The organism is Algibacter lectus, from assembly GCF_004368925.1.
Classification (GTDB): Bacteria; Bacteroidota; Bacteroidia; order Flavobacteriales; family Flavobacteriaceae; genus Algibacter; species Algibacter lectus.
In genome coordinates, this window is record NZ_SORL01000007.1 from 1,081,307 (window position 1) to 1,098,931 (window position 17,625).

At 32.9% G+C, this 17,625-nt stretch carries 16 protein-coding genes; 1 reads left to right on the forward strand and 15 read right to left on the reverse strand.

The annotated features are described in order from the left end of the window. Positions 1 to 370: 370 nt before the first annotated feature. The gene (locus tag DFQ06_RS05310) at positions 371 to 619 is read left to right on the forward strand and encodes a thermonuclease family protein (protein WP_262709879.1); all 249 of its coding nucleotides are present in this window, start codon (positions 371 to 373) and stop codon (positions 617 to 619) included. A gap of 145 nt (positions 620 to 764) precedes the next feature. Here DFQ06_RS05310 and DFQ06_RS05315 read toward each other — a convergent pair whose 3' ends face one another. From DFQ06_RS05315 to DFQ06_RS05390, 15 genes are all read right to left on the reverse strand, one after another. Further along, complete coding sequence (locus DFQ06_RS05315; protein ID WP_133966477.1) at positions 765 to 1,292, reverse strand: hypothetical protein; 528 nt, start codon at positions 1,290 to 1,292, stop codon at positions 765 to 767. Beyond that, positions 1,293 to 1,955 carry an RHS repeat-associated core domain-containing protein gene (locus tag DFQ06_RS05320; RefSeq protein WP_235833489.1) on the reverse strand — a complete coding sequence of 221 codons (663 nt, stop codon included), beginning with the start codon at positions 1,953 to 1,955 and terminating at the stop codon, positions 1,293 to 1,295. A gap of 550 nt (positions 1,956 to 2,505) precedes the next feature. Then, the gene (locus DFQ06_RS05330; protein ID WP_133966482.1) at positions 2,506 to 3,183 is read right to left on the reverse strand and encodes a hypothetical protein; all 678 of its coding nucleotides are present in this window, start codon (positions 3,181 to 3,183) and stop codon (positions 2,506 to 2,508) included. A gap of 5 nt (positions 3,184 to 3,188) precedes the next feature. Further along, positions 3,189 to 7,256: a DUF6531 domain-containing protein gene (locus tag DFQ06_RS05335; protein WP_133966483.1), complete on the reverse strand. Its 4,068-nt coding sequence runs from the start codon at positions 7,254 to 7,256 to the stop codon at positions 3,189 to 3,191. Positions 7,257 to 7,259: 3 nt separating this feature from the next. Beyond that, complete coding sequence (locus DFQ06_RS05340) at positions 7,260 to 8,618, reverse strand: hypothetical protein (protein WP_133966484.1); 1,359 nt, start codon at positions 8,616 to 8,618, stop codon at positions 7,260 to 7,262. After that, complete coding sequence (locus DFQ06_RS05345) at positions 8,618 to 10,396, reverse strand: type VI secretion system Vgr family protein (protein WP_133966486.1); 1,779 nt, start codon at positions 10,394 to 10,396, stop codon at positions 8,618 to 8,620. The genes DFQ06_RS05340 and DFQ06_RS05345 overlap by 1 nt, the downstream gene beginning before the upstream one ends. Before the next feature lie 12 nt (positions 10,397 to 10,408). After that, entirely contained in the window at positions 10,409 to 11,182 is a 774-nt protein-coding gene (locus DFQ06_RS05350) for a hypothetical protein (protein WP_133966487.1), read from the reverse strand. Continuing rightward, positions 11,179 to 11,895 (reverse strand): hypothetical protein, encoded by a 717-nt coding sequence (locus DFQ06_RS05355; RefSeq protein ID WP_074935580.1) that lies wholly within the window; start codon positions 11,893 to 11,895, stop codon positions 11,179 to 11,181. The genes DFQ06_RS05350 and DFQ06_RS05355 overlap by 4 nt, the downstream gene beginning before the upstream one ends. 11 nt (positions 11,896 to 11,906) lie before the next feature. Then, on the reverse strand, positions 11,907 to 12,302 hold the full coding sequence (tssD, locus tag DFQ06_RS05360) for a type VI secretion system tube protein TssD (RefSeq protein WP_133966489.1): 396 nt from the start codon (positions 12,300 to 12,302) through the stop codon (positions 11,907 to 11,909). A gap of 28 nt (positions 12,303 to 12,330) precedes the next feature. Beyond that, a complete protein-coding gene (locus tag DFQ06_RS05365) occupies positions 12,331 to 13,197 on the reverse strand; it encodes a TssN family type VI secretion system protein (protein ID WP_133966490.1) in 867 nt (288 codons plus the stop codon). Positions 13,198 to 13,211: 14 nt separating this feature from the next. Next, positions 13,212 to 14,126: a hypothetical protein gene (locus DFQ06_RS05370; RefSeq protein ID WP_133966491.1), complete on the reverse strand. Its 915-nt coding sequence runs from the start codon at positions 14,124 to 14,126 to the stop codon at positions 13,212 to 13,214. A gap of 30 nt (positions 14,127 to 14,156) precedes the next feature. After that, on the reverse strand, positions 14,157 to 14,762 hold the full coding sequence (locus DFQ06_RS05375; RefSeq protein ID WP_052415554.1) for a C40 family peptidase: 606 nt from the start codon (positions 14,760 to 14,762) through the stop codon (positions 14,157 to 14,159). A gap of 141 nt (positions 14,763 to 14,903) precedes the next feature. Next, entirely contained in the window at positions 14,904 to 15,413 is a 510-nt protein-coding gene (gene tssO / locus DFQ06_RS05380) for a type VI secretion system TssO (protein WP_042501681.1), read from the reverse strand. A gap of 39 nt (positions 15,414 to 15,452) precedes the next feature. Then, entirely contained in the window at positions 15,453 to 16,607 is a 1,155-nt protein-coding gene (locus DFQ06_RS05385) for a hypothetical protein (RefSeq protein ID WP_133966493.1), read from the reverse strand. Positions 16,608 to 16,610: 3 nt separating this feature from the next. Next, entirely contained in the window at positions 16,611 to 17,615 is a 1,005-nt protein-coding gene (locus tag DFQ06_RS05390) for a PKD domain-containing protein (RefSeq protein ID WP_133966495.1), read from the reverse strand. Positions 17,616 to 17,625 lie beyond the last annotated feature (10 nt).

The following is a 17,625-nucleotide window of genomic DNA, read 5'->3' on the forward strand; positions in this document are numbered from 1 at the left end:
ACAGTGTTTAAAGATAATAAATTGCATTGCAAATGCTAAAGAAAATTAGACACACTTCACAGAAGTGCGCCAGAGTTACGGATATGGCGCGCGAGGGCCTGGTAAATACATCTACCCAATATACTGTTGCAAACGAAACAGAATATGCCGCTGTTGGATTATGAAATTTATACTTTCTACTCATACCTTAAAAACACAAAAAGCTACCTAAATGAATAGATAGCTTTTATTTTTAATGCTTTTGTAGAACTTACTCGGTACGGCACTCGTTACAAACGAGCGCTAGCGGGGGGAAGTTATAGACTGGATAGACGGTGATACCCTATGGGTAATTATAGATTTAGGGTTTTATGTACAGACCAAACAAAAAATAAGACTTGCTCGTATTGATGCCCCAGAGATGCGTACCAATGTTGCCTACCGTGAACGCCAAGCCAAACACGCAAGAGCGGTTTCTAGGAAGTTTTGCCCTGATGGGTCTACCATTACCATTACCATTACCACCGCCAAACAAAATAGAGACCAATACGCGCGCTACATTGCCGAAGTAACCTATAACAACACCAATATATCCGACTACCTTATTGATAAAGGTGTTGCCAAGCTTTGGAAACCCTAAAATATAAAACCACAACCTAATTTATAGACTGTGGTTTTTTGTTTTATTTGTGTATTCCAAACTGTATATGAACGAGCGAGACGCTCGCACCAGCGGGGGCAAAAAACAACCATAACGGTTGCTTTTTATTTTTTTATTTGAAATATCAATTCAATTCCATTTCGATAACGTTATAGAAAATTCCGTTAGAATCCTTCAAAATTATTCCAAAAGAATCAAATAGTAAATCTTTAACATCTTCTTTTTTTGTTACCTCTCCATTTACTAATTCTATTGTATCACCATTTGGGTATTCGTCATTTATATCAACATTATAATTAAACCATAAAAACACTTCAAACTCTTTGTTAGGACTGTAATCTATTTTTTTATCGAATTCAATTTTTGTAAAATCCTCTATTAAAAGTCCTTCAAAACCGTGAAATCTTCCATCAAATAAAATATGTTCAAGTCCATTAAAATCTGTAGCAAAAACAACCAATGGTTTATAATCTTCATTCACAATATATTCGTCAATCTGTGTACCATAAAACGAGATTTTAAATTGTTCTATATCATTAACAACAAATTTAAAATTTAAATCATTTTTTTCAAACCAACTATTTTTTTCATAACCAGTCAATTTTTCAATTTTTTTAACCTTATGGTGTAAATATTTTGGCGTATTTATCATTTATATTCCATTTATTAAATTGTCCATTACAGATTTAACGGTACTTGCATCGTATGGTTTATCCAAAATAGTAATACTTCCTTGCATATTTTTAGGCAACTGACTTTGAGCTACTTGATTTCGTGAAGTTAGTTTGTTATAATTTGATGCACTCCTCATATCTAAATCAGAAGCAATTTCAATAGCGTGAACTTTTCCATTTAAATCTACACCACTAACATCAGGTAACCTGTTTGGACTTGTGGCAACACCTGTAATTGACTTATAAGACCTGTTTAAGTGAATTTCTTTAAATTTTCCAGACATTGCCATTTTATTAGCCAATAATTCAGAAAGAAGTGCGTGACCAGGGCCGGTTTTCTGTCCTTTACCAAAAATTTTGGTGTCATTTACAGTTCTTGAACAATCCAACCCAAATGGATCAATCCAACTATTACTATCTGGAACATACGCGTAAAAATTCTGATTACTACCTGCTAATCCAATCGGATCTTGCGAAATATAAGTTCCACTATCAGGCGAATAATACCTAAATCGATTATAATACAACCCTGTTTCTACATCCTCATACTGCCCCTGATATCTAAAAGGTATGAACGTTTTACTACCTCCAATATTACGGATATTTCCGTAAATATCCACTCGTGCCACATCTATAATCACAGAACCTGGCGCGCTTTTGTAAAGCGAGACTAATTGTTTTCCTATTTCAAATTACCATAGAGCATGTACTTTAACCGAAGGGTTTTAAAATAGGTTGGTCGAATAAATAAATCTACCCAATCAATTATTGTTATTGTCACAAATGTTGGAACGGTACTATCTATAACTTTATATCTCTGAGACATTGTTTAAAGATAATAAATTGCATTGCAAATGCTAAAAAAAAATAGACACACTTCACAGAAGTGAGCCAGAGTAACGGATATGTCGCGCGAGGGGGTCGAATAAATAAATCTACCCAATCAATTATTGTTAGTGTCACAAATGTTGGAACAGTACTATCTATAACATTATATCTCTGAGACATTGTTTAAAGATAATAAATTGCATTGCAAATACTAAAAAAAAATAGACACACTTCACAGAAGTGCGCCAGGGTTACGGATATGGTGCGCGAGGGGAGTGCGCCAGAGTTACGGATATGGCGAACGAGGAGATTACGGATATGTCGCACAAGTGGGTTACGGATATGCCGCACGAGGGGTATTTCTTAGTTGCTGGGTTTGATTACTAAACTTGTACTCTTTATTTCTAAACCCGTAATTCCTTCTTTTTCCAATTTAGAAATTAAATTTTTAGAGAAAAACAATCCTTCTGATTGTAAATAAAACATATCAAAATCTATATTTTCTTTTAACATTAATTTACTAGAACGATACAAATCATTAATAATAACTTTTTCAATATATTCTTCTTTATTATTTAAACTTAAAATTTCACCGCTCTTTAATACAGAAAAAGTACTATTAGAAAAATCTATAATACCCATATCAAGTATAGGTAAACCCACAAAAAAATACTTCTTTTTAAACCCCTTTATTAAGGCATCTATTTTTATCAAACTTGGTAATTTAAATTCTGAAATTATTGTCATCAAATTATCAGAAAACAAACCCAACATAGCATTTACATTAGGGCTATAGGAAACAAAATCTGTCTCTTTAGCTTTTTTCAAAGGAATAAAAGTAATAGTCTTAACCTCTTTTTTATCAATAGGCTTGTATTTATTACTTCTAAAATAACTTAATGGTTTATCGAAATAATCATCAAATTTTTTTTCTTCTATCTTTCCTTCAAATGAAGTTTTTGGTTTTATTTCAACTTGATAAACCCCGTTATTGACACCAATTATTTTTGGGTCTGATGATATTTTTACTTTATAATACATATTATTTATAATAAACCTCCAAAGTATTCATTCAATGTTTTCCCAGATTCTTTTGCATCACTTATCTTACTTCTTAAGTCCTTTTGTAAGTTAGATACATTATCTAAATCAAGTATATCCGCATCTTTTAACTTTTGAATTCGACCTTTAACATAATCATTATATTTAGGGTGATTTCCATGAAATGGAGTTTCTAAATCGATAAGATTTTTTCTGTTTTTTGCACCTCTATGACTAGCTGCTTGAACATAGCCTTTAATTTCCTTCAAATCCTTTTTGAAAAATTTATATACTGCTTGTGGTATAATATGGTGTACTTGACAATCTAATCCTAAAGGATCAAATTGAGAATTACTATCGTACACATACGCATAGAGATTTGGGTTATTTCCTTCCAGCCCAATCGGATCCTGACTTATATAAACACCTTCATCCGCAGAATAATACCTAAATCTGTTATAATACAACCCAGTTTCCACATCCTCATACTGCCCTTGATACCTAAAAGGACAATCTTCCAATGAACCTATAGCAAGTTTACGAACTTTTCCGTAAATATCATACTCTACAGACCATATTTTTTTTCCTTCAGAATTATACATTTCTACCGGTGTACCTAAGTAATCTGTAATAATAGAATAGGTGTCTTCTTCTGTAATTTTAGCCGATGGTTTAAATGTGCCTTCATCGAAGACCCAAGTAATTAAGTTTTTTATAGGTTCTGGATCGCTTTCGGTAAGCATACCAAACTCATCTACTGCTAATTTTGGTCTGTCGCTAAGGTTGTATTGCCATTCGTGTAGCGGTACATTACCATCCCAAACAAAACGTGTTATTGTTCCTTTTTTAAGCGATTCTGTAATAAACTCAGAGTTGCCTTCTATACTTATTTTTGCTGTACGGCGCCCTAATGCATCATACTCATACTCTGTTTTTTTGTTTTTAGGGTCATTAACACTTTTAAGCATACCGTTACCATACCAAGTATAATTCCAGTTGCCTTTATTTGTTATTTTAGTAATTAAATTTCCTTCTTTATCGTATTTATATTGGTTTCCATCTGCTTCTAGTAGCTGGCCTCCGGTACCATATTTTCTATCGCCTTTACCTTTGCTTCTGTATAAATTACCAACCTCGTCTGGGAGTTTGTAATCAAATTGTTGATTTTCATAACGGGCACTTGCCAAATTATTAAAAGCATCATAACCATAAGTTACTGCACCATTAGTTAATTCGTCTACCATTTTTGATAAACGATCGTTAACATTCCATGCATAGGTACGATGACGCGTTTCTTTACTATGGGCCGTTACTTTTTGTTTTACTGGTCGTCCTGCACTATCATACGTTATGCTATTAACCACACCGCCAGGTAAAGCACGCTCTACCTCCATACCTATACTGTTATAGGTAAACTGAGCTTGCCATGGTAAGCTTGCCTTAGTTTCTACTTCTTTATTTTGTGAAACAGAAGCAGACATATGCTCTACTTGCCCAAGTTTGTTACGGTTTATGGTGGTATTAGCCCCTAAACTACTGCTTATTTGTACTCTATTGCCTAAAGCATCGTACTTACTTTGTACTTTGTGTCCGTCTTGGGTTTCGCTAATTACTTTACCGGTTTGGTCGCGTTCTAAAGTTACTTGTGAGTGTTGGTTTACGGCTTCTATTAAACTACCATCTGCATCATAACTATAGGTTTCCCATGTACCATCGCTATGTTCGGCACGTACTATACGGCCGTTTAAATCGTATTCGTACTCCGTGTATTTTTCATCTGGTCGTTTTACTCGCAATACCTTACCGGCACGATCACGGTTATATTGCCTTGTAAGTCCATCGAAACCTATTTCGGTTACAATATCTCCTTTTTCATTACGCCCAAACATATAATACTCATCATGCTCGTTTGCAATTTGTACAAGTTGCTCTTCGGTATTGTATTTAAAACGGACTTCTCTACCGTTTTCTTCTCTTGTTTTTAAACTCCCCATTGGAGTGTAATCGAAATTTATTTTACGATTATACTGATCTTTTGTTTGGATAACCTCATCATAAGCATTATATTTTAAGTGTATACTATTACTATCTGCTTGATGAACTTTGTTAATACGATCTAAAGCATCGTAAAAGAAATTTTGTTTATGGTTTTCGGCATTTTGAGTTTCTAGGCAACGTCCCCAACTATCATATTTCCAAGTAGAAATGGCTCCATTTGGTAAGGTCATTTTTGTTAGATTATAATCTTTATCATAATCTAAAACGGTTATATTACCTGCATTATCTCTTACTTCTTTAATTAAACCATTTTCATTATAGGTAAATGCGGTAACACCACTATCTAAACCTATAACGGTATGCAGTTGGCCTTGCTCGTTAAAGGTTTTTATTACAGAACCTCCTTTGGGGTATTGGGTTAATACTTGCCTATCATTATTATCGTAAACAAAGCTTACCACAGTACCATCTGGTTGAATTAGCGCAGTTAAATTACCGCGCTCATCATAACTATAACCTGTTAGGTTTCCTTCTTCATCTATATCTCTATAAATTTCTCCAAATTCGGTATACTCATGGTGTATACTATCTCCTAACGGATCGGTGACTTGCGTGCATAAATTATCGCTATTGAAATAGTAAATGCTTTCTCTTCCTAATGAGTCTGTTATTATATTATACCCTTTGTGGTATTCTAATGTACCGGACAAAATATTATCATCTCCCCAGGTTTTTATACATTTGGCTCCTGTTTTATCGCCATCGTATTCCCAATAAAAGGCTTGCCCATTACGGTCGGTTTTTTTAACCATTAAATGGTTATTATATTCCATTACGGTAGCTTTACCTAGAGCATCTATAATATGCGTCATGTCTCCCGCTTCGTTATAGCGATAAGCAATAAGAGTACGTATTTGTCCGCCATGGCGTGCGCTTACTTCTATAATTCTACCAGCAGCATCTAAGTCTAAATTTAAAATTCTACCTGCACTGTCTGTAATACGCTCTAGCTGTTGTACCGCATTATAAGAGAAACTTATAGTAAACCCATCGGTGTTTTCTAATTGGGTTGGCTTATACAAATTGTCACCAACTTTTGAAAAAGTATATGTTTGTTGTGTTTCGTGATTTTTAACTTTATAGGTTTTACCGTTTATGCAATATAAGGTTAGCTTCTCGTTTCGGTTATAAGCTTCCTCGTTTTCGGCTACCAACCAAGGAAAACTAGTTACTCTACCGTCTGGCAAACGCATAACTATAGTGTCTTCTTCTTGAACAATATGCAACGCTAAGTCGTAATTAGAATGCATACCATGGCCTAACATACCTTGGTAAGTAGAATCTGAATACCAATTACGTTCCCAATGTATTGGAAGAGATCCGGCTAAATGAAAATCTTCCCCATCATAAATCATACGGCCTGTTACCAAATCTACTGGTTCAAAACCTTTTTTACAGAGTTTATCACTTAAACCTTGTGTAGCATCAAACTTTTTTAAAACCTTATGGTTTATTCCTTTTAATAGTTTCCCTCCTGCTTTTTTACCAAGTTTACCTGCAACCTTCATTAGCTTACCAAAACCTAAACTCATAAGAGCTCCCATTAAAGCTCCCATTAAATCGGGAGCATAAGGACCGCCAACTATAACTGGTTTCCCTCCTGGTAACGGTATAGTTGCCGATGTTGGTAAAAACATGTTTGGAGGTGTTATTGGCATACCTATATCACTACAAGTCATTAACATATATCCTGCAGGACTAAAGAAGGCATCTTCTGCACTTACTTTTGTACTCCCAAAAAAGTTAATAGATTCGTGCGCAATCATTGGCATCATTGCAAATGCGCCACCTAAAGGAATATGTTTTTTTATACCCAACATACCTGCGGTACCACTATTTCCCTTTGGTACACCATTTACATTTATGGTAGAACCAACGTAAGGCACATAATCTATAGGGTCTATTACTAAACCAATATAAGGGTGAGGTATTGGCACAGGAACTCCTGGTGGAACAATAACGATATGAATATCGACACCTATTACTGGGGTAAAATGTTTATTTGCAGGTAGCATAGTTTAAAACCAATTTAGTAATGTTAGTTTCCTTTTTTCCATTTCTTTACGTTTCTCTTCTATATTTTCTCTCCAAGTAACACCATCTAGCTCTCTCATAAATATATCAATGTCTTCGCATGTTTTTAAATCCCTTTTGTTTTCGTGTATGGTGTAACAATCGGCACTTATAAAATTCATACATGTTGCTTTTAAAACATCTTTAGGTAATGATGTTCCATAATGATATGCTTTAACAACAATAAGCTCATATTTCGCTTTGTCTTTTTTCTTTATAACACTATATGCCAACCACCAAGCAGATAAAGCTTGTGCGCCTAAATTATACTGTATTGCCGCATCGGCTTGCTTGCAAAATAGCGTTACAGCTTCATTTTTTTGTTTTTGTAATTGCTTACTACTAGCTTGTAAGCCATAATTTTGAACAATAATAGGTTCGCATATTTTATCGCCTCCTAAAAGGCCTTGCTTTGCCAAAGCCATTCCTTTTTGCAACAAATTATCTACCATTTCAAACTCTTTAAAATTAAATAAATAGCCTGCATACACTACATGCGCAGTAGCATAAGTAGATTTATTCCCTGTTACTTTTGTAACTTCTAAGCCTTTATTTCCCCATTTATGTAAACGAGACAAATCGTTTTTACTAACGCTATTCCCCATTTCTATTAAACAAGACCTAAACTTAACTTCAGGATCGTTAGGGTTCCCCATAGTCGCTAGTTTATTTATGGCACCGTCTAAATCCAAAGGAACAGATAATGATTTTGAAATAGTTGAATACTTCTCCATAACATCATCAAAATCTCTAGCATTAACGTCGTCAAAAAGCATGATCTTAACATGTTTAGGTAAACCGATACTTACTAGTTTATCTAACCATTTTTTATAATCTTTTTCTCTTTGTACAGCGTTAGGAAAAAGAGAAAGTACTAATGGTAACTCATTATCTGGTATGGCTTTTTGAAACGATTCTAGCATTTCTAAAAGCAACACATCATCATTTTCTGAATCTTTTAATTTGTTTTCATAAAGTTCAACATCCCAATCAAATGCAAAATCATTATTAGCTATTGCCTTTTGTATGTCTTTATCATTTTTAAAACTCTCTATCCAATCATTTACTAGCGACCTGCTATGTTTATCTATATCATTGAAAGGTGTAAGCAAAACTACCGGTATACATGGTAAACTACCATGTTCGCTAGACTCTAGTTTTAAGAATCCTTTATACAACCTTTTTTGATCTGGTTTTATTAACCATCTAATAAGTTGTATCTCTGGATAATCGGCAATATCATTTACCCATTTCTGTTGAATTTGAGTAATTAATCGTGCTATTGGATTGTGCTCTCTACTCATTAACTACAATTCAAGTTCAACATACCTCCTTTAACATTTGTCATTGCTGTACCATCAATATTAGTAGTTGCACCTTCTAATTTCAACATGGTATCACCCTTTATATTGGTATTTGGCGACTCCACATTTACTTGAGAAGCACTTTTTAATGTGTTTTTGGTACTACCGTCAGACAGGATCTCTTGCGATTTAATTTCTACATTATTTGTTCCTTCTATAAACACTTTTTTAGAAGCCTTTATTTCTATTTCTTCTGATGATAATGTAATTTTTTTAGGAGCACTAATTGTTATTTCAGATTTTGAAGTATCCAATATGATACTATTTCCACTACTATCTAAAATAGTTATGGTTTCTTTTCCTGCTTCATCAGAAAAAGATAAAGTATGGCCACTACGTGTTTTTATAGCTTTGATATCATTCTTCTCTGTTTTCCACGATTCTGCTTTACCATTCCCATTATATAAACTTCCTAGCATATAAGGACGTTCTGCATTCGCACCTTCAAAACCAACTAAAACTTCCTCGCCTACTTCTGGTATAAAATGAAAGCCTTTATCACCACCACCATGTGGTGTTACCACACGAATCCATGGCGTAGTTACTCCTGATGATTTTTGCCACGGGAATTGCACTTTTACACGTGCTAAGCCATCTGGATCTGAGTTTTCCATAACAACCGCTGTTTGCGTGTCACTTTTTGGTATAGCTTCAAAATTTGTATCTGGAAATACATCCATATCTGCACTTAGCGCCTCGAATGTATTATGGTATTGTCCGTTTTCGTTATTACTATGGCGTACTTTTATAACACGGTATCTGCCATGACTTGCATTTTCACCTTGTATGTCTATTATTTTTCCAATGCCTACACCAGGATTATCACTATCACCCTTCATTCTTACTTGTTGGGTTTCTACAGCTTTTTTCTGTTGTTCTACATGGGTATCCATCCGTTGTTTAAGTCCTGGATCGTTAAACCCGTTTACCCAAACATTGGTTTCTTTAGCATAAAGTGCGTTACCGCGTTCGCTTGTAAAACTACTATATCCGGTAGAGCCTGTACTTACTTCCGATGTTTTTTTCTCATGCTTTTCATCGGTAAGGTAGTCGTTGGTGAAGTAATTAAAATTGTTAGGAAGTGGCACTAAATCTAATGAGAACCCATGTAAATCGTGCCCGTATGTTAAAACAACATCTTCTCCATCTTCTGGTTGTCCGAAAATAAGTTTTTTACCATCATAGTACAACCACTCACTGTATTGCATAGCTAAACGGCTTGCATAACGCCAATTACTTTCCTTATGTTGTACACTATAATGCAAAGGCGCACTGTTTTGCGGATTCATTATAGCGCTAAGTTTTGAGGTATCATACCCCTGTAAAGTAAGTGCAATAATGTGTGATAAACTTTTGTCTAAAAAGGAATTATAATGTGGGCCATCATCACATAAAACCGTTGGGCTTTCTGCTTTAATCGTTACAATATTTTCGTTATTATATCCGCGCTTATTGGCTACCGAGGTAACAACACCTTTAAATTCTAACGTTTTATAACCAGAAAAATCACTTAGAGAACTTACTTGTAGTGTTAGCGTTTCTCCCAAATAGTTTTTTGTACTATTAGAAATCTCTCCTTCTAAATTTTCTAGCACATCGGTTCTGCATTCCAAATTTAAAAAATGGTGCGCATTAATACCTTGATCTAAAACAAAACGCTTAAATGAGGTAATAGCGGTACTTCCAATAAAAATTTCTGTAACGGATTGTAATGCCATAGTTATATTTTTTTAATTTTTTATAAATTTACCTTCACGATAAACTAATTTCTTGTATTTACCTGTCGTTTTCAGAATCCCAGTATCTTCTCCTTCGTGAATTAATGGCGTAAGTTCTGGGTAAAATAGTTCTTTAGTTACCGTATCAAATTTTAAACTTAATGTATCTCGCCTTCCTACACTTGCGTATAAACCATCGGAATTTTCAAAACAATCTAAGCAAATACCTTTAGATTCATTATTAAAACAAATAACTTTAGATGACAAAAGCCTACTAGATGAACAAACCAATTGTGTGTTAAATGTTAAATATGTGCTATCGTTTAGTTTATGCACTTTATATGGGTGTGCGCCATTATCTTCTGAGAACTCAATATTTGCTTTACCAGCAAAGTAATCTACAAACAAACTATCTTCATCACTATATCTATATAAAGATTTGTATGAATGATGACAGCCATAGTCAATGATTTCCCAATAAATAAAAATCAGCTTATCATCTTCAGATTTAACTAAAAAGAAATCATTTTTACTTAGTGCTTTATATAAGTCGTTATTGATGTAGTGTGAATTTTCTAGAATTTCTTTTAACTTTTCTTCAAAAGTAAATAGTGCATTACCACCATCATTGTGTTGTGATCTCTTTTGTATATAATCGTCGTGAAGTTTTCTTAAAATAAGAACATCTTCATTAAGGTTTGTCCTAGAAGATGTTTCACCATCTTTTGTTCCACAGAAATTTAAACTGGTAAAAAGTATGATAACTATAGTAAATACGCTTTTCATGTTGAAAAAATATTATAATATTGAATATACCTCCAAGCAGCCACTCTTTCTAAGGCTTTGGTTCTTATTTTAGTTCTATCTGATGTTTTCAAATAGAAAATATCGTAACTTTTTAACTCTTTTATTCTCTGAAAAGCTAATTCAGGTCTTTGGTAATAAAAATAGGTCCAAAATGCCCATTCATCTTCTGTTGGTTTTATATAATTCAATTCGTTCCAATCTCTCTCAAACCGGTCTGCTCTTTGCTTTAAAACGGCAGCCATGGCCCATATAGAGCTTTCTAGGTTTTTAAAATCTGCACTATATACCGTTTCTTTGCCATAAGCTTCATCTCGTTTTTCTGCAATGCTTACAAATTCATCTCCTTCATTGTAGGTTTTAGGTAAATACTTTTTTAAGTTTGGCCACTCTTTAGGGTTGCCAAAAAAATCTAAACCAAAATTTTGAAAACCACTAATTTTTTTATCTGTAATTACTTTTCCATTTTTATAGTTTTTTAAATCACTTAAATAAATCCAACCCAAACCTTCACCTGTGGCTATAGTAAATAAATATGAAGGAGGTAAGCCTACATCTTTAGCTATTCCCTCTATAATCTCAACTACGGGAGCTTCTTTAGGTTCATCTGCATAACCACCCCAAGCATTTACGTAAACGTCATACATATCCTGTATTTCCTTTTTCCGTTCAAGTTTAGATTTTATTTTACCCATATTGCTATAATTTAAGCTTTCTCTGGCCAGTTATTTGTAAACGTTGTATCTTTTATGGTAATCTCCTTTGCCGAAATTACTATTTGGGTTTGCATAGCACGGTCGTCTATAGCATTAAAATGCTCTTTATAATGTAAACAATAGGCATTTTTAAATTCTACTTTTTTTAAACTGGCCATATTTTCTCTTTTATAAAAAGTAATTACGCCGTTTTTAACCATATCGGGAGAAATAGCCCAATCTAAAAAATCTGTTTTAGAAGTCGATTCTATTAGTAGTTTAATTTGTCCGCCTCTTGTTTTTTCCGCAGGTCTTCCGTTATAATCTGCACCTTGAGAAAATTCGAATGTGCAATCTAGCACGTTCATTTCATCGCTTCCGATGACCAATTTTGATAAAAATGACATAAATTCTATTTTTAATTTTTAAGATTGCTTAAACCTTTAAACGTTGAACAATAATATTATTTTCTTCTCGTATTCCATTCCACTCTATGGTTTTGTTGGCATCGATATGTCGAAGAGCACTCCACCAATGTGGTTTGAAGTAAAAAATCCAGCCTGCTAATTCGTTATTTTCACCTAAAACTTCAATTTTACGTTCTGGGTGTAACGCATTATAATCATCTACAAAAAAGTAAAAAAGTTTACCAAACTCCATATGTTCTGGTGCCTTTACTTTAAAACGGCTCATATCCTTATCGCCAAACTTCTTTTTAAACTCAAAACTAATAACGATAGGGTTGCTTAATTCGTTACTCGTTGGATCTTTAATATTTTCATTTAAAGGATAAAACCATTTTTTATAAACAGGAACAGGTATTGATAATGCAAATTCGTATGTTTTTAATACTAATAACGGTATAATAAAAGCAAAGCCTACTGCAAGATATGTTAAAACAAAAGGTTCTCTAAACCTACTAATTACTTGCGTAAAGGCCAATAAAGCGATCCCTAAAAACGCTAAGGTTATAATAAACTCACCGAAAAATTCATTTTTGTTTTCCGACAATTCACTAAAGAAACTACGCAACACAAAAATGTGACCTATACCTAATAAAAATATAATAATCTCTATAGCAATAAAGCTATTAGTAGGCGAGTTATCTAAAATTTTGTAATATCCAAGCAGCCCGGTTAACCCAAATAATAAGGCTAACACTAAAACATAAACAATGGCTTGTACTTTATTTTTAGTGAATACTTTACGTACCTTTTTTACTAAAACCATAAGTATAGAACTCACTATAAATAGAATTATACTTAATTTTAAAACGTTTCCATTTAGTAAACTTGACATCATAGCATTTATAATTATTAAATTCTAGTAGACATACCTAAATACGCACCTACTTCTTTATCTAAGATAAATTCTTTTTCTTGTTTTAATTCAACTTCTGTTTTAACCATATATTCTATTGGTATAAAAAACTTATAAAATATATCTACAAAATTTAATATTCCTTTTTTACCTAAAAAGTGAGCCACATCGCTCTTTTTTTTAAGTTGTATTTCTACATTTAATACTGGTTGTTGTATGATTAAGGTTTCCTGATCTAATACAAAGTCTTGCCCTAGCCGTCCTTCTGATTCTCCACCGATATTTACTTTTTTAGACTCAAATGTTTTCTTGTAGTTAACATCTACACCTAATATTTTTTTTAGACTTAAAAAAACCAATTCTAGATTTCCCGAAATTTGATGTGCATAAGGCAATAACCTCACTAGTTTAATAGCGTACTTTTTTGGTATGGAATTATCTATTTTCCAAAAATCTATTAAAAACCTATCTTCTAAATTAGAAAACTTTTTAATTATAGATTTCTCTTTTTTTTCTATATCTACGCGCTGTCTAAATAACTCGTTTTCTATAGGAGCCAATAAAAGCCTAGCATCATGCTCTTCTTTTTTTTGCTGTTTTCTTATTGATGCAAAAGAAGCCAAGCTCCTTTTGGTATCAATTTTATGAAAAACACCCTCTGGCAGTAAATCGTAAATACCGTTTCGAGATAAATCTAATTGTAATGCGTCTTTATTTTTTTGATATTGGACTAATTTAACTTCTGCAATATCTCTTCTATAAGACCTATTAAAAGTACTTTGATTTAATGTTATAATACTATCTTCTGGAATAGACGTTTTTTCTTCAACTTCAGACACCACAATTTCGGCCTTTAAGTCGTGATAGACTTCTAAAAGCTCTTCATAAACAGCATCGAGTTGGTTGGTCATTCTTACGCGTCTTATAACTATGTACGAAAATTATTCTAAATCGGTTCTTTTACCTCCTGCAACAAATCGTTTTTCCCAAAATGGATTAGTGATATCGCAAATTTTAACACCGCTAGCACCACTCGGTCCTCTGTATGAGGTTGCATTAATAAATTTATTGTTTTTCAAGTAAATTCCTACATGGGTAATAAGTTGTTGTTCGTTTGGACTATTAAAAAACAGAAAATCGCCTTCCTCTAAAAATTCTTTTCCTCTAAATTTAACAATATGCTCCGAATCGAATTGCTTTTGCGCAGTACGTTCTATATACTTATCATAAACTTCAATAAATAATAGTTGTGTAAACGATGAGCAATCTATACCTTCTTTAGTCTCTCCTCCTAGTAAATATGGTGTATTCATCCATTTATCAACAAACGTATACATTTTAATGTTTTGAAGAGAATCTGGTTTGGTATTCAATAATTTGGCGTACTCTAATTGTACAGGTAAGTAAGGTGTTTTTACTATTAAGGAATCATAAGATACCACAATATCATCATTAGAATTAGCAACAGTAGCTTCAGGACCTTTACAATTTATAATAGTGAATAATACTACCAATGTGAATAATAGTTTACCAAAAAATTTAATCATTTGTTTAATCTTTTTTATTTTAAAATAAATTTTATTCTCTTTGACTAAAATACTTACAAAAATACATTATTTACATTAATAATTAATTTGAAGTTTTTAAATCTCCAACTGCAACCTTTTTAATGTAAGTATTTAGGTTATTTACTTTTGTGAAAGCCTTAAAATATCGCGATCTCTTTTAGTTTGCTCTAGTTCGTTTCTTGTACTTTCTAAGGCCACCTTATACTCTTCAATTTTACTTTTAGCATCAGCCAAACCATGCAATTCTTTTTTTGCTTTCTGCAAATCCACTAAAGTTTCAATAACACCTAGATACATATTATAACGATATGTTGAGTCTTCGCGAGGTATTGTAGTTTGTACGTCTGCTAATTTACTACCTATTAAGTTATTGATAAAAGATACATTTTGTCCAGGAATATCTAGAGAATCTATCATCGATTTAATGCCATCAATTTCTGAAGCAAAGGTTTTTTGAAATTGCATTTCGCGTTCCATATTTTTTGCGCGTTCTTTTAATAATGCATTCTCTTTTTGAGGTACTCTAAAGTTAAAGAAAACAGCAACCATAATAGTTGTTGTAGTTAATATGAATAATAGAAGAAACTTGATAAAACTTGATCTACGCTCCTTAACATTTTTTGGTTTCATTCGTGATAATTTATTTGAGTTTGTATATTTCCGTTTGATTTATTCCATGAAAAAACGGCGTCGTTTTTTAACTTGCTCTTCAACAATAACATCTTCTTTTACAAAGATATTAGAATCTGATTTTTTTCCAATGTATTCTAATTCGTTTAGCTTCTTAAATAAAGCATTCATGAGTACCGTAAACGACGATGCTTTTTCAATAGAGGCATTAACATCTGTATGGATATACTCTAAGCTAATCATTTCATTTAAAACATTTTCAAACGCTCCTTGATTTACATCACACCAATCGGTAAGGTAGTTTAACAACTCTTCTTTTCCTGTACCTGCATATATATCTAAACTTCCTTTAATGGTTCTAGCTAAATTAATAAGTTTAATAACCATCTCTACAGGTGAAGCGTATTTATCATTAATACGATAAGTAGAAATTATACCTCTTAAATAAGCTAAAACATCTGTAGATAGTACTAAAACCATTTTAGCAAGATCGTTTGCCTGCTTTTTTTGGTGTATTTTTTGAATAACTTGCGTACAGTATAATTCTATAGCATTAAAAAAAGCACCCACTTCTACAAAGGTGTGCTGTAAGTCCGGATGACTTTGTATAGAGGTACATGGTGGAATAAAATCTTCTACTAAGGTAGACGTGTTATCTTCAATAATAACTTTACCTAATATTATACTATTCAACCCAACTTCTTTGCTATTGATATGATGTTCTGAAAGTAATGAAATTTGATATTTACCAACAACAAACGGCTTTCTAGCAGGTTCCTCGTTTGGGTTTGCATATCCAATTGGAATTCTACTATAAGGATTTACTGAAAGTACAATATACCAAACGCTATCTTCATTATTAATTGCAAATTTGCTTTTAATAAGGTGCCCAGATTGTTCCAAATATGCATTAATATCTTTATTAATTATTATTTGATAACCACCTAAAGTAACGGCATTACACTTATTTACAACAACAATTACACTTTCTTGTCCGTCCATAGAAACGGAAAGTTTTACAGGTAAATCGCTATCTCCAGGATTAGGCAGTAAACCGAAGTTATTTTGATGAATAAAATTACTATTTACCAACATAAGTTGTTGCATTAAAGAATCTTCAAAATCAATAAAGTGGTCTTTATTAATTTTCATTCCATCTGCCCAATTTACTCTATGCTTATATTTAGATTCCATAATTTAAAGAATTTTTCTGCTATATTCTATATTCAAATTTTTAATACAATTCGAACCATCGTTTCTAAAAATAGTTAATCGTTTTATATTAATTCTTTTCCCTCTAATTTTTTGACAGAACACCAAAAATGTGGTATTCCTTCCGTTTACAACAATAGGTTTATTAACATCGCCACAGAAATAGTTCGAAAATTCTTTTTCGGTAATTTTACTTTCCGACACTTTGTAAAGCCTTTTTTCTAAATCAGGTTCGCTAATGTAAGGTACTTCAATATTTTCCAACTGCTCTTCTTCATTTTTATCATCAGCCAAAACGGGCTCATACGGTATATCCCAACCTATTGGCCTTTCTGGTTCAATTATTGGAGCATCAATTTGTGCAGTTGGTGTTTCCTTCTCATAAACCCGAATTCTTTTTTTACCGATGTGCTGTATATCACCATTAACAACTAATGTTATGGTTTTTAAACCAGATTCTTCATAAACATATGTTGCAGATCTAGTTGTAGCATTGGCATTAGCGGTTTCACCAAAACGCCACTCCCAACTGTAAGCATTTTTTGTGTTATCTATAACTTTTAACTCTTGCCCTACGGTAATACTATCTGGTATAATTAAATTTGGAATTTTAGTAGGGTCTAAAACAAACTTTTTCTCTTTAATAATAATCGTCTCTGTTTTTTCGCAGCTATTATTTACTAATAATCTAACGTTATATTCTCCAGGCTCTTTATAGATATGAAAAGCTTGACTAGTAACAGAAACGTCGGTACTATCGCCAAAATCCCACTCCCAACTCTGACCTTGTTCCGTAATGTCTGTAAATTTTATAAGCTCACCTACTCTATAGTCGTTGGCCTTAATATCAATATTAATTTGATCGCAAGGAAAATCTGTGTAATACCTGTAAGCCAAAGCACTCCCTGAAATAAAAAAGACTACCAAAAACAAATACACTACATTTTTATCTAGATATTTTGTTAAATTTTCGTTCTTAGATTTACTCATTTGTTAAATT